General features: G+C 67.4%; 10 protein-coding genes. 4 read left to right on the top strand and 6 right to left on the bottom strand.

Annotation, left to right across the window (positions count from 1 at the left end; translation table 11 throughout):
- Positions 1-410 precede the first annotated feature (410 nt).
- The 4 genes from AB0H50_RS14215 to AB0H50_RS14230 all read left to right on the top strand — a co-directional run bounded on the left by AB0H50_RS14215 (position 411) and on the right by AB0H50_RS14230 (position 5,355).
- A complete protein-coding gene (locus AB0H50_RS14215; protein WP_357451332.1) occupies positions 411-1,928 on the top strand; it encodes a hypothetical protein in 1,518 nt (505 codons plus the stop codon).
- 395 nt (positions 1,929-2,323) lie between these two features.
- Positions 2,324-3,268, top strand: coding sequence for an RNA polymerase sigma-70 factor (locus tag AB0H50_RS14220; protein WP_357451335.1), 945 nt, complete (start codon positions 2,324-2,326; stop codon positions 3,266-3,268).
- A gap of 81 nt (positions 3,269-3,349) precedes the next feature.
- Positions 3,350-4,609: an FAD-dependent oxidoreductase gene (locus AB0H50_RS14225; RefSeq protein WP_357451338.1), complete on the top strand. Its 1,260-nt coding sequence runs from the start codon at positions 3,350-3,352 to the stop codon at positions 4,607-4,609.
- Positions 4,610-4,812: 203 nt separating this feature from the next.
- Positions 4,813-5,355: a hypothetical protein gene (locus AB0H50_RS14230; RefSeq protein ID WP_357451341.1), complete on the top strand. Its 543-nt coding sequence runs from the start codon at positions 4,813-4,815 to the stop codon at positions 5,353-5,355.
- 19 nt (positions 5,356-5,374) lie between these two features.
- On the opposite strand, the gene AB0H50_RS14235 is transcribed toward AB0H50_RS14230, so the two are convergent.
- The 6 genes from AB0H50_RS14235 to AB0H50_RS14260 form a co-directional block, all read right to left on the bottom strand.
- Positions 5,375-6,982, bottom strand: a complete 1,608-nt coding sequence (locus AB0H50_RS14235) for an AMP-binding protein (RefSeq protein WP_357451344.1) — start codon at positions 6,980-6,982, stop codon at positions 5,375-5,377.
- A 212-nt stretch (positions 6,983-7,194) separates the two neighbouring features.
- Positions 7,195-9,546 carry an arylsulfatase gene (locus tag AB0H50_RS14240; RefSeq protein ID WP_357451347.1) on the bottom strand — a complete coding sequence of 784 codons (2,352 nt, stop codon included), beginning with the start codon at positions 9,544-9,546 and terminating at the stop codon, positions 7,195-7,197.
- Positions 9,547-9,658: 112 nt separating this feature from the next.
- A complete protein-coding gene (locus AB0H50_RS14245) occupies positions 9,659-10,183 on the bottom strand; it encodes a hypothetical protein (RefSeq protein WP_357451350.1) in 525 nt (174 codons plus the stop codon).
- Between the two features lie 122 nt (positions 10,184-10,305).
- Complete coding sequence (locus AB0H50_RS14250; protein WP_357451352.1) at positions 10,306-12,723, bottom strand: excinuclease ABC subunit UvrA; 2,418 nt, start codon at positions 12,721-12,723, stop codon at positions 10,306-10,308.
- A gap of 216 nt (positions 12,724-12,939) precedes the next feature.
- Positions 12,940-13,350, bottom strand: coding sequence for a VOC family protein (locus AB0H50_RS14255; protein WP_357451355.1), 411 nt, complete (start codon positions 13,348-13,350; stop codon positions 12,940-12,942).
- 5 nt (positions 13,351-13,355) lie between these two features.
- Entirely contained in the window at positions 13,356-13,802 is a 447-nt protein-coding gene (locus tag AB0H50_RS14260) for a helix-turn-helix transcriptional regulator (RefSeq protein ID WP_357451358.1), read from the bottom strand.
- Positions 13,803-13,834: the final 32 nt, after the last annotated feature.

A 13,834-nucleotide genomic window follows, 5' to 3' on the forward strand; every position in this document is an offset into this window, starting at 1 on the left:
CAGAGCTGAGCCCGAGGCGGAACTCGAAAGCCGCTGCGGCACAGTGGACAAGATGGCCGTGCCGACAGGCGCGGCCGATGCCTATCCATGCGTGGCAACGCTTCTCATCGACGAACCAACTCCTCGGATGCAGGAGGAGATGAAATCCGTTGTTTTCGAGAGTAATTGTTCCCGAGACGTCGAGGCGATGGTTCTGGTTCGAATGTGAAGGTGAGGACATATACCGCGGTGTGCATCGAACCCGGATAGAAGACACTTCAATATTGCATTACAACCTACTTTGCGCTTCTCGCGACGGACCGTAGTTGTGGTGCGTTCGAGTGCGCTACCTTTGTTATGGGACTACTGGCCACATCCGCATGGCGTAATCACTCATCTCACGGCACATCCAGCCCGAGGAGGATTCGACTATGACGACGTATGCACCAGCACCAGTCACCATCCAGCAGGCACAGTTCCCGATCGTTGAATCGTTCACTCACGAGACCGTGACCAACCCGCACTGGCAACTGCTGGGCAGCGCGCGGCTGAACGCAGGCAGCCTGGAGCTCACCCCCAACGCCAATTCCAAGGCCGGGACGGCGTTCCTCGATCAGCCGTTCTCGTCCAGGCTCGGCGTGACCATCGACTTCGACTACTCCTGCGAGGGAGGGGCCACGCTCGGCGACGGCTTCAGCGTCTACGTGATCGACGGCGCGCGCACGACGCAGCCCGGCGGCATCGGCGCCGCACTCGGCTACTCCGTTACGAAAACGGATTCGGGGCAAATCGTCGTACCGGGAGTCACAGCCGGATTCGTGGGAGTCGGCTTCGACAATCACGGAAACTTCGGCACGCCACTCGCCGGTATCGGAGGCGGCGCGCAACGGCCCAATACCGTCGGAGTACGCGGATCCGGCAGTCTGCAGGAGGGGTTCCGCTGGCTCACCGGCGTTCAGGTGCCGGGCGGATTCCACGCCGCGTGGGAGCGCGGTGCGCACATCCAGGTCTCCATCATCGGCGGCCGACTGACCGTGCGCCACGCCGACAAAGCCAACCCGAACGGCACCCTGCTGATCGACAATTTCGATCTCGCAGGCGCCGACGGCCAGCCACCGGTGCCCGAGACCTTCAAGCTGGGTTTCGCGGCCGGAACAGGCGCCGCGACCGCGTCGCACCGGATCAGGAACCTCAAGGTGACCCTGCCAGCGGAGATGCCGCTGGAGATGAGCGGCCCGCGGACGGCGCAGTCGGGACAGCGGATCACCTACACCATCGGCGTGCAGAATCTCGGCCCCAACGACGCCCCTGACGCGGTGCTGGAGGGTTCGATTCCGACGGAACTGACCGACGTGGAGGTGTCCTGCCAGGCCGAGAATGGGGCCGTCTGCGGCATCGCTGCCGTCCGGGACGGCTTGCACCTGCCGATCGACCTGCCCAAGGGCGGCAGGGCGACCATCAACTTGGCGGGCACCATCGACCCGCAGTACGAGGGCAGGCTCACCTGCGCCAGCATGATCACGTCGCCGACACGCGCCAATACCGCCGAGCGGCACTCCGGCGGGGTCACCACCGACGTCGAACGGCCTCCCGTCACAGTCACCCCCGTGATCGTCGGACAGTGGCCCCAGACATGGCCCGAGGACGCGAGGGGGTGGGTCATCAGCTACGAACTGACCCTGGCCGCCCACCAGCAGCGGGTGGTGTGGTGGGAGATCCGCTTCGACGTGCCCGCGCGAACCCGCATCAATCCTCAGCAGAGTCAGTGGTACAACGTGATCGAGGACGGCACCGGCGGATCCGTTGTCATCGCTACGCCGGACGACACCCACACCATCGAGCCCGGCACGCCCCTGACCGTGGCCGTACAGGTGCTCTATCCGTCCCAGTACGAGGCGGGTGACGGCACTCTGCGCAACCTCCGCGCCACCGAGGTGGCGCGCCCATAGCCCCCGGCGCGTGCCGCTTCCCGAGAACCTGGTCGCCCGCCGGGGTGGAAAGAACCAACCCGGCGGGCGTTCCAGCGCCCGGCGATGGGCCGTGCTCCGGGCCGATACGGCGGCCACCTGCCAACTCCCGCGCCGAGGACGCTCGCCCGGCCTCGTACAATGCGATGAGCGCGGCCGAAGCCGTCGCGATGTCAGCGTGAAGCATTGTGCCGCTGGTTTTCAGCGCGGCGGTGATCCGCCCGTGGTAGTCCGAGCCTCGATCGGTCCAGCCAGCACTTGTCGTGGCTGCGATCGGCGGGCCGGACCACTCGGCGGACGCGATGTTCAGTCGATCGCGCGTGGGCCGAGGGTGGGGCGGGTGGACGAGGCACGCGCGGATGGCCGACGATGGGGCGATGCCACTCAGTACGTACGAAGCCGACCTGTTCGAGCGTTGCCGGGGTCGCTTGGAGGCGATCGCGTACCGGCTGCTGGGATCGGCCGGTGATGCCGAGGACGCGGTGCAGGACACCTATCTGCGGTGGCACGCGGCGGATAGGGAGCTGATCGAGACGCCCGAGGCGTGGCTGACGAAGGTGCTCACCAATGTCTGCCTCAATCAGCTCACCTCGGCGCGGGTCAAGCGGGAAACCTATGTGGGGCAGTGGCTTCCGGAGCCGGTGCTGACCGGCGACCCGATGCTCGGTCCGGCCGACACCGTCGAGCAGCGCGAGTCGGTGTCGCTCGCGATGCTCACCCTCATGGAGCGGCTGTCGGCCAACGAGCGCGTGGTGTACGTGCTGCGCGAGGCGTTCGGGTACTCGCACCGCGAGATCGCGGAGATCCTCGATCTCACCGAGTCGAACTGTCAGCAGGTCTACCGGCGTGCCAAGCAGCACGTCAGCACCGGCCGTTCCCGGACCGAGGTCGGCGCGGACGCCGCGCGGAAGCTCGTCGAGGAATTCCTCGCCGCGACCCTCAGCGGCGACACCGAGCCGCTGATTCGGCTGCTCGCCGACGACGCGGTCAGCATCGCCGACGGCGGTGGCCGGGTCACGGCCCGCAAGACCCCGCTCGTGGGTGCGCTCGGCATCGCGCGATACCTGCGCGGGGTGTTCCGGCCGACCGAGGCCAAACGAGCCCTCGTCGGCGGCCGCCCAGTCGTGTACGCCGCCGTCGTCAATGGCGGTCCCGCCGCGCTGGTCGAATTCGACGGGCGGGTTATCGGCGTCGTCTGCCTCGAGGTGACCGCCGACGGCATCGCGGCGATCCATCTCCAGGTCAACCCCGACAAATTGGCACGCGTCACGCGCCAGTGGGCGGCCGCGGGCCCGCACCGCCCCCTCTTGCAGCTCTGGTGACCCACATCACAGCCTTTTCCTGTCAGGGATCGCGCGGCTGTCCGGTTCAGGAGGTGAGCGCAACCCAGATAGGAGCAAGCCATGAAGCACCGCATTGTCGTCCTCGGAGCCGGGTACGGCGGAGCCAACGCTGCCGGTCGGCTCGCTAGGCGACTGCACCGCGACGACTTCGAGATCACTCTGGTCAACGGCGACCCCGAGTTCGTGGAACGGGTGCGTATGCACCAGCTCGCGAGCGGGCAGGATCTGCCGCACCGTCCGTTGCGTGATGTCTTCGCCGGCACGGGCGTGCAGGTCAGGACCGCGTGGGTCACCGCGGTCGACGTGGACCGCCAGACCGTCGATCTCACCGGCGAGCACGGCGCCGAGACCCTCGGCTACGACACCCTCGTGTACGCCCTCGGCAGCGCCGCCGCCGACCACGGCGTCCCCGGTGCTTCGGAGTACGCCTACAACGTCGCGGGGAAGCAATCCGCGCTGCGATTGCGGGAGCGCTTGCGCGAATTGGCGCCGGGCGGGACAGTTCTGGTCGTCGGCGGCGGCCTGACCGGTATCGAGGCGGCCACCGAGATCGCCGAGGCCCACCCGGACTTGGATGTCGCGATCGCGGCCCGCGGCGGCGTCGGCGGCTGGCTCAGCGAGAAAGCTCAGCGTCACCTGCGCGTCGTCTTCGACCGGCTCGGCATCACGGTCCACGAGCACGCCGAGATTTCACGGGTCGAAGCGAGCGGTGTGGTCACCGCGGCGCGAACGTCGGACCCGAAGGACGCGGCCGGCGTGAAGGGCCAGAGGGCGGCGCGAATCGAACATGGTGCGGTAGGGGAGATTCCGGCCCAGTTGACCGTGTGGACAGCGGGTTTCACCGTGCATCCGATCGCGGCCGCCACGACCCTGGCCGTGTCCGACACGGGGCGGATCGTCGTCGACGGCACCATGCGCTCGATCTCGCACCCCGATGTGTACGCGGTCGGCGACGCCGCGTTCGCCGAAGGAGCGGGCGGTAAGCCACTGCGGATGTCCTGCGCCATGGCGACCCCGATGGCATGGCAGGCCGCCGACGCCCTCGCCGCGCGCCTGACCGGCCGCAAGGTTCCCGAGACCACCATCGGCTACCTCGCCCAGTGCATCAGCCTCGGACGTCGCGACGCCATCTTCCAGCGCGTGACCCCGGACGATCAGGTCACCTCCACTGTCATCACCGGCCGGACCGCCGCTCGCATCAAGGAATTCATCTGCGCGGGCGCGGCTTGGGGCGTCTCCCACCCGACCATGCTGCTGCCGACCCGCCGCCGCCACCTCGCGACAACCGGCGCGGCGGAGACCACGTTCGTCACCGCATGATGCGGACCGACTCCCGGCGTGCCGAACTTCCTGAGTCCGGCACGCCGGGCACGCGCGCAGCAGTTGCCGCTGGGGTCGGACACGTTCCATACACCGAGCTGGTGATGCGGCGGTGGTGTGAGTTGCTGAGCCACGCGGCCTGAAGGCGGCGGTAGCGAATCGTCCGGTGGCCGAGGCGCAGCCGCGCCGGTATCGTGCGGGGCGTGGCGGATCGGGGGATCGAATTCAAGCCGGATGCGGAGGACCCCAAGCGGGTGAAGCTGACGAGGGGCTTGCCGAAAGGGGTTTCGCGGGCGGAGATCACATTTCGGGTCGAAGGTGGGCTCAGAGGTACGCGGGTGGTGCGGCGGTCCGAAGCGCACTTCGCCGCTCTGCGGTCCGCCGTCGACGCTGTGTACGAGGGCCCGTGGAGCGAGCCGAAGCGACTGTCGCTTGCCGAAGCCGGACACTACATCGACCAAGCGCGGCAGCGGATAGCGCTGGTGGAGAACGAGATTCGCCGTCGGCGCGAGGCCGTCGATCTGACCTGCCAGTGGTGTGCGCGGCAGCGGACTTACGTCGGCGTCCTCGGCTTCGTCACCGGACACAGCGGGCTGTTGACCGATCATCCGAGCGAGCTGGGTCAACAGGTCGTCAAGCAGCACGCCTATCGGTGCGGTCAGTGCGGGTCGATGATGTTCTTCGCCGACGGGTTCATGGAACATCCGCTGCCCGGCCGGCCAACCGACGCGGAAACACCGGACTGATGCCCGCGGCCGCGTGTTCCTATCCCGCCGCGACCTCGGCCGCCCACCGGTAGTCGGCCTTGCCAGCGGGCGTCCGCTTGACCTCGTCCACCACGACGATCGCGCGCGGTATCTTGTACCCGGCCAGCGACTTTCGGCAATGGTGCTGAACTTCGTCCAGTTCCAGCGCGGGCGCGTCCGGATAGGTCGCGATGACGGCGGCGACCTTCTGTCCCATGCGCTCGTCGGGCACGGGGACCACGAGGGCGTCGGCGATCGACGGGTGGGCGTGCAGGGCGGCCTCGACCTCTTCGGCGAACACCTTCTCGCCGCCGGTGTTGATGCATTGCGAACCGCGCCCGAGAAACACGATGGTGCCGTCGGCCTCGACGCGCCCCATGTCACCGAGCACCGACATGCGCGTGCCGTCGGCCCGGGTGCGGAAGGTGCGGGCGGATTTCTCCTCGTCCTTGTAGTACCCGAGCGGGACGTTGCCGACGCGGGCGATATAGCCGATCTGGTCGCTGCCCGGCGGGATGTCGGCGAGGTCCTCGTCGACGAGCAGCATGCCCGGTGCGGGCGGCATGCGCAGGTTGCCCTGTTCGTCGACGGTGAAGGCGCCGTCGTTGCCGGATTCCGAGGCCCCGAAGTTGTCCCGCAGCAACAGATCCGGCTTGACCGCGAGCATGCGTTCGCGCACACCGACCGACCAGATCGCGCCACCCGAGGTGATCGAGAACAGCGAGCCGAAGTCGATCTCGCCCTTGCGGCGCTCCATCTCGTCGACCAGCGGCAGGCCCATGCCGTCGCCGACGATGAGGATCACCTGAAGTTTCTCCTGCTCGATCGCCTCGACGACGCGCCGCGAGTCGAAGTCACGCATGAGCACGACACGGGCCCCGAGGGTGAAGAAGGTGAACAGCGAGTACAGCGCGGCCCCGTGCATCAGCGGCGCGGCGATCAGGAAGGACAGTTCGGGGAATTCTTTTGCGGCTGTGGCGATCTCGGCAAGATCCTTGCGAGGACTGTCACCGTAGGGGTTGCCGCCGGAGAGGGGCTTGCGGAAGAAGTCGTCGTGCCGCCACATCACGCCCTTCGGATACCCGGTGGTGCCACCGGTGTAGAGCACGTACAGCTCGTCTCCGGTGCGGGGGGCGAACTCGGCTGCGGGGGAGACAGTTTCGGCATCGGCGAAGGACGCCACGGCGATCGAGCGGGCGGCCGCGGCGGAGCGCAGCTCGCCGTCGATCTCGCCGACCACGATCACGGTCCGCAGCAGCGGGCACGCCGCGAGGAGCCCGGCCAGTGTGCGCTGGTGCTCGGGCAGTTCGACGACGACGGCGACGGAGTCCGAGTTGGTGAAGATGTACTCGAGCTCGGCGGGCGTGTAGCGGTAGTTGACATTGATCGGCACCGCGCGAATCTTGATCAGGCCGAGCAGGGAGGTGACGTGCTCGACGCTGTTCTTCAGGAACAGCGACACGTGTTCTCCCGCGCGGATGTCCGCGTCCGACAGCAGCGCCGCCACCTTGTCGGCTTCGGTGTCGAGCCGGGCGTAGGTGATGTGCTCGCCCTCGTAGGTCAGCGCGACACGGTCTGGGACGGTGGCCGCGACCGTCTCGAAGACATCGGCCAGATTGAACTGCACAACCACTCCTCGCAGACCGTCGGCATGGTCCACGCGCACCCTGTGAACGCGTTCTACTCCCACGTCGGCTGCGTCGTCGGCGAAGCTGGATCGACCAAGCTTCGGCGACGCGAGCCGACGAAGGAACTGTAGAACATGTTCTAAATATTCGGAAGATTCTCGGATTGCTCGACGTGACAGCCGCCCCGACGCCGGGGTCGACGTGGCGATCGTCAGTCTCTGGAGAACGCCGCCGCGAGCTCCCGCTCGACATCGATATACGGGGTCCCCGACGTGTCGACGACGACCTTGGTCACCGCGCCGCCGGTGAACGGGTACGGCGCCGTGTACGCACTCGCCACCGCCTGTCCGCCGTTGCGCCCCACGGCGATTCCGCCGCCTGCCAATCCGAATGTTCCGGGATGGGTGCGCATGTCCGGCAGCGACGCGACGACGGCGTCATCGACGAACAGCGAGAGCTCGCCGAGCGGCGTGTGGCTGCCGTCGACGGTGCCGTTGCGCTGGTAACGGACACCGAAGACGTGGCTGCCCAGCGGCACCGGCTCCGGCGCGGATACCCGCTGTTCGTCTTCTCCCATGAAGTTGTAGATGTAGTGCAACCGGCCGCCTTGGACGAACAGGACGTGGCCGCCGTGACCCGCGCCCTGTTTGAACAGCACGCCCTCGGCCGAAGAGGAGTGGATGGCGACTTCGGCCAGCACCGAATACGACTGGCCGCGCATCTCGACACCCGCCCCGATGCCGACCTCGGCGGTGTCCGGGTAGTACGTGAAATTCGTCCGGTCCACCACCAGGTAGGGCCGCCATCGGCCCAACATCTCCATGATGTTGAGATCGGCCAGCGGCAGCCCGTTGTACTTCGCGGCCTCGGAGAACCACAGCGCCTTCAGGTCTTCCAGCTTCTCCGGGTTCTCGGCGGCCAGGTCGTGGTTCTGGCTGCGGTCCCGCTCGATGTGGTACAGCTCCCAGCGGTCCTGGTCGAAGTGACTCCAGCCGGACGGGGTTGCGGCGTGCACGGTGTTGGCGAACCAGCCGCGATGCCAGATGCCCCTGGTGCCGAGCATCGTGTAGAACTGGGTGTCCTTGCCCGTCTGCGCCTGCGGATCGGTAAGCGCCGCTGCGAAACTCACGCCTTCCAGCGGCTGCTGCGGGATGCCCTTGACGGTGTCGGGCGGGGTGATGCCGAGCAGCTCGTAGACGGTCGGTGTCACGTCGCAGACGTTGATGTAGGTGTCGCATACCGTGCCGTGAGCGCGAATTTCCTTGGGCCAAGAGATAATCGCGGGATCGGCGATGCCGCCTTCGTGCGAGGCGTAGCGCTTGTAGAGCTTGTAGGGCGTGTTGAACGCCATCGCCCAGCCGATCGGATAGTGGTTGTAGGTCTGCGGGCCGCCGAGCTGGTCGTAGAACCGCATGCTCTCTTCGACGGTATCGATGTAGCCGTTGAAGAACTTCACCTCGTTGACCGAGCCGTTGGGCCCGCCTTCGCCGCTCGCGCCGTTGTCGGAGATCACCACGACGATCGTGTTGTCCAACTGCCCCGACTCTTCGAGGTAGTCGAGAATCCGCCCGATCTGGTCGTCGGTGTAGCTCTGGAAACCGGCGAACACCTCGGCCATTCGGGTGAACAGCCGCTTCTCCTCCGTGTTCAGCGAATCCCACGGGCGCACGGTGTCCAGCAGCGGCCACGGTTCGCCGTTGGGGCCTTTGGCGCTGAGATACGGGTTCACCGGCGACATCTCGGTATCTGCCGGGACGATGCCCATCCGTTTCTGGTTCTCCAGCACGATGTCGCGGTACGCCTCGTAGCCCATGTCGAAGCGACCGGTGTAGCGGTCGGCCCACTCGGCGAATACGTGGTGCGGTGCGTGGCCCGCACCCGGGCAGACGTAGGAGAACCATGGCTTGTCGGGCGCGATGACCTTGGCGTCGCGGATGAACTCGATGGTCTTGTCCGCGATGTCCTTCGACAGGTGGTAGCCGTCCTCAGGGGTGGCGGGCGGCGCGGTGGTGTGGTTGTCGTAGACCAGCTCCGGGTACCACTGGTCGGTCTCGCCGCCCATGAATCCGTAGAAGCGTTCGAAGCCCCGGCTCAGCGGCCAATGTCGTTTGGTGGACGCCAGATTCGACTCCTCCAGCGGCGTCAGGTGCCATTTGCCGACGCAGTAGGTGTTCCAGCCCCGTTCGGCCAGCACCTCCGAGAGCAACGCGGTCTCGAACGGAATCCGGCCGCTGCAATTGGGGAAGCCGTCGGTGAACTCCTCGATCGTCGCCATGCCGACGGAGGTGGCGTTGCGCCCGGTGAGCAGCGACGCGCGTGTGGGCGAACACAGCGCAGTGGTGTGGAACTGCGACAGGCGCACGCCGCGCTCGGCGATCCGCGTCATGTTCGGCATGTCGACCAGGCCGCCGAAGCAGTCCCAGGTGGCGATGCCCACGTCGTCCCAGACGATGTAGAGCACATTGGGCGCCCCCTCCGGCGCGGTCGGCGCCGCGAACGGGCCCCAATCCGGGGTGGAGTCGCGGATGTCCAGCTCGATCTTGCCCTTGAAATCGGTCGCCATTGCGCACCCCGATCGTGGTTGGGAGATTGCTGCCGACATGCTGGGTTGGAGAATATCTCGCACAACGCCGTGTTCGAGGCGGAAAAGCGCCGAATCGATGCGGTATTGGCAACTATTCAGTTACGGGCTCGTCGGCGTCGCTGCGGGCGAGTGAGGCGCGGCGCTGCCGTCCGACGACGATCGCGTAACCGATGACCGCGGCGAGCAGCGCCGCGAACGCCGTGCCCAAGGCCGGCATGGCGAACTCCTGTGCCCGATTCAGGTACTCGGGAGTCGAGCTGTTGTACCCGTCCACCCCGAGCACCCGCCCGGCCGGTGATTGCCAATCGTCGGCGTCCCCGCCGTCCGACATGAACCAGCAGAAGAACGTCAACCCCACCAGGTACACCCACAGCAACCCCAGCACGATCGCCCGGTGCGCCTGCGGTGCGGCGGCGAAAGCGCTGTCCCGCGACAGCATGCCGGACGCCATCCAGACCAACGCGACGAAACTGATCAGCCATATCGGCGCGCCGAGATAGAACACGAAGACGAAGATCCACCCCGGCGTCCCCAGAAATCGGGCCACCACATCCAGTGCCGGAATCACCAGCAGTGCGGCTCCGGTGACCGCTGTCCACGTCCTCGTCCCACCCATCGCCGCGCCCCTCCCGCGCTCGGATCTTCTCCGGCTCCGAGTATTCGCCGATGGGGCGATCGGATCATGAGTATTCCTACGCAGGCGCGCAACGGTGCTTCCACCGTGCGCGCCCGCGAGGGTCAGGCGCCGACGTACTCGGCGAGGTGTTCGCCGGTGAGGGTGGCGCGGGTGCCGACGAGGTCGGCGGGCGTGCCCTCGAAGACGATCTTGCCGCCGTCGTGGCCCGCGCCGGGGCCGAGGTCGATGATCCAGTCGGCGTGCGCCATGACCGCCTGGTGGTGCTCGATGACGATGACCGACTTGCCGGAGTCGACGAGGCGGTCCAGCAGGCCGAGCAGGTTCTCGACATCGGCGAGGTGCAGGCCGGTCGTCGGTTCGTCGAGGACATAGACGCCGCCCTTGTCGGCCATGTGGGTGGCCAGCTTGAGCCGCTGCCGCTCGCCGCCCGAGAGCGTCGTGAGCGGCTGGCCAAGGCTCAGGTAGCCGAGCCCGACGTCGGCGAGCCGGTCGAGGATGGCGTGCGCGGCCGGGATCCGGGCCTCGCCCGAGCCGAAGAACTCCTCGGCCTCGGCCACCGACATGGCGAGCACCTCGCTGATGTCGCGGCCGCCGAGGCGGTACTCCAGCACCGCAGGCTGGAAGCGCTTGCCCTCGCAGTCCTCACAGGGCGTCTCGACACCGGCCATCATGCCCAGATCGGTGTAGATGACGCCTGCGCCGTTGCAGGTCGGGCACGCCCCTTCGGAATTGGCGCTGAACAGCGCGGGCTTCACCCCGTTGGCCTTGGCGAACGCCTTGCGGATCGGTTCGAGCAGTCCGGTGTAGGTCGCCGGATTGCTGCGCCGCGAGCCGCGGATCGGCGCTTGGTCGACCGACACGACGCCCTCCGACGCGGGGATGGATCCGTGGATCAGCGAGCTCTTGCCGGAACCGGCGACGCCGGTGACGACGACGAGCACGCCGAGCGGGATGTCGACGTCGACGTTCCGCAGGTTGTTCGCGATGGCGCCGCGGACGGCCAGCGTGCCGGTGTGTTCGCGCACCTCCGGCTTGAGCGAGGCGCGGTCGTCGAGATGGCGACCGGTGACCGTGTCGCTGGACCGCAGCCCTTCGAGGGTGCCTTCGTAGCAAATGGTGCCGCCCGCCGAACCGGCGCCGGGGCCCAGATCGACGACGTGGTCGGCGATCGCGATCGCCTCCGGCTTGTGCTCGACGACCAAGACGGTGTTGCCCTTGTCCCGCAGCCGCAGCAGCAGGTCGTTCATCCGCCGGATGTCGTGCGGATGCAGGCCGATGGTCGGCTCGTCGAAGACGTAGGTGACATCGGTGAGGGACGAGCCGAGGTGGCGAATCATCTTGACGCGCTGCGCTTCTCCGCCCGACAGCGTGCCGGCGGGACGGTTCAGCGAGAGATAGCCGAGCCCGATCTCCACGAAGGAGTCGAGGGTGTGCCCCAGCGCATCGAGCAGCGGCGCGACCGACGGCTCGTCCAGCCCGCGGACCCATTCGGCGAGGTCGCGGATCTCCATCGCGCACGCGTCGGCGATATTGATGCCGTTGATCTTCGAGGCGCGGGCTCCCTCGGCGAGCCGAGTGCCATCGCATTCGGGGCAGGTGGTGAAGGTGACCGCCCGCTCGACGAACGCCCGGATGTGCGGCTGCAGCGATTCGGGATCCTTGGACAGGAACGACTTCTGCACCTTGGGAATCAGCCCCTCGTAGGTGAGGTTGACGCCGTCGACCTTCACCTTGACCGGTTCCTTGTAGAGGAAGTCGCGCATCTCCTTCTTGGTGTACTTGCGGATCGGCTTGTCGGGGTCGACGAAGCCCGACTCGGCGTAGACCCGCACCGTCCAGAAACTGTCCGACTTCCAGCCGGGGATGGTGAACGCGCCCTCGGCGAGCGACTTGGAATCGTCGTAGAGCTGGGTGAGGTCGATGTCGGAGACCGAGCCCCGGCCTTCGCAGCGCGTGCACATGCCGCCGGTGCGGGTGAACGTGACCTTCTCGGTCTTGGTCTTGCCCTCGCCGCGGTCGACCGTGAAGCCGCCGCTCGCCCGGACCGAGGGGACGTTGAAGGCGAACGCGCTCGGCGGGCCGATGTGCGGATCACCGAGCCTGCTGAACAGGATGCGCAGCATCGCGTTGGCGTCGGTGGCGGTGCCGACGGTGGAGCGCGTATCGCCGCCCATCCGCTGCTGGTCGACCGAGATCGCGGTGGTCAGCCCTTCGAGGACGTCGACCTCGGGCCGCGCCAGCGTCGGCATGAAGCCCTGCACGAAGGCGCTGTAGGTCTCGTTGATCAGCCGCTGCGACTCCGCGGCGATCGTGCCGAACACCAGCGAGCTCTTACCGGAGCCGGAAACGCCGGTGAACACCGTGAGCCTGCGCTTCGGGATCTCGATGCTCACGTCCCTGAGGTTGTTCACCCGCGCGCCGTGCACACGGATCAGATCGTGGCTGTCGGCCGCGGGCAACGCGGGCGACGCGCCCTTCGCCGTGGCGTTTCTGCCGTTCTTCCTCGTGGCCGTGGTCATCGTGTCTCCCTCTGGTGCGGGGTTGCTGTCGCGGTCTGCCGTCGACGCGGACCGATCTCGATCCAAGCAGCTTCGACGTCGGTTCTGTTCGGCGCGGCCGCATCGGAAGCAGGCGCGGCACTCGCCGAGGGCGGCCGTGTGGTGACGGCCGCCCTCGGCGAGCGGGACTGGTTCACGTCTCGTTCGGGCGGATCAGGGCGTTGATCGCCGGAAGGATCAGGCGACCTGCTGGATGCGGACCATGTTGCCCGCGGGATCGCGGAAGGCGCAATCGCGAACGCCGTACGGCTGGTCGGTCGGCTCTTGGACGACCTCGGCGTCGGTGGCCTGCAGCCGGTCGAAAGTGCCGTCGACGTCCTTGGAAGCCAGCAGAATGCTGGCAAAGGTGCCCTTGGCCATCATCTCTTCGATGGCACGGCGCTCGTCGTCGGTGATGCCGGGGGAGGCCTCGGGCGGGTACAGGACGATGTTCGTGGCGGGCTGGTCGGCAGGACCGACCGTGATCCAGCGCATCCCCTGGTATCCGACGTCCTTGCGGACCTCGAAGCCGAGGGCGTCGCGGTAGAAGGCCAGCGCGGCGTCCGGGTCGTTCTGCGGCAGGAAGCTCGAGTGAATGGTGATATCCATGCTGATCAGGCTAATTGCGTCCCGGTGGCCGATGCTTCTCGATTCCTGATCGGTCTGGTGACCTGTTTCGCCACGCACGACGGGATGCCCTCGGTCGACTGCGCCGCCTCCCGCCGATAGACGCTGGGCGGCACACCGACCAGCTCGGTGAAGCGGGTGCTGAAGGTGCCCAGCGACGAGCAGCCGACCGCGAAACAGACCTCGGTGACGCTGAGGTCGCCGCGCCGCAGCAGCGCCATCGCGCGCTCGATGCGGCGTGTCATCAGATAGGAGTACGGCGATTCGCCGTAGGCGAGACGGAACTGGCGACTGAGATGGCCCGCCGACATGTGCGCGTCGCGGGCGAGCGCCTCGACGTCCAGCGGCTGCGCGTACTCGCGGTCGATCCGGTCGCGGACGCGCCGCAACCGCGCGAGGTCACTGAGGTGCGGCGTGGCTGGTTTGCTGGTCACCTACGCGATCGTCCCACGTCACGCCGACACTG

The organism is Nocardia sp. NPDC050793, from assembly GCF_040654065.1.
In the GTDB taxonomy this organism is placed as follows: Bacteria; Actinomycetota; Actinomycetes; order Mycobacteriales; family Mycobacteriaceae; genus Nocardia.

Coding starts and splice junctions, on each gene's coding strand:
- AB0H50_RS14215 (WP_357451332.1), top strand. CDS start 411: ATGACGACGTATGCACCAGCACCAGTCACCATCCAGCAGGCACAGTTC.
- AB0H50_RS14220 (WP_357451335.1), top strand. CDS start 2,324: ATGCCACTCAGTACGTACGAAGCCGACCTGTTCGAGCGTTGCCGGGGT.
- AB0H50_RS14225 (WP_357451338.1), top strand. CDS start 3,350: ATGAAGCACCGCATTGTCGTCCTCGGAGCCGGGTACGGCGGAGCCAAC.
- AB0H50_RS14240 (WP_357451347.1), bottom strand. CDS start 9,546: ATGGCGACCGATTTCAAGGGCAAGATCGAGCTGGACATCCGCGACTCC.
- AB0H50_RS14245 (WP_357451350.1), bottom strand. CDS start 10,183: ATGGGTGGGACGAGGACGTGGACAGCGGTCACCGGAGCCGCACTGCTG.
- AB0H50_RS14250 (WP_357451352.1), bottom strand. CDS start 12,723: ATGACCACGGCCACGAGGAAGAACGGCAGAAACGCCACGGCGAAGGGC.
- AB0H50_RS14255 (WP_357451355.1), bottom strand. CDS start 13,350: ATGGATATCACCATTCACTCGAGCTTCCTGCCGCAGAACGACCCGGAC.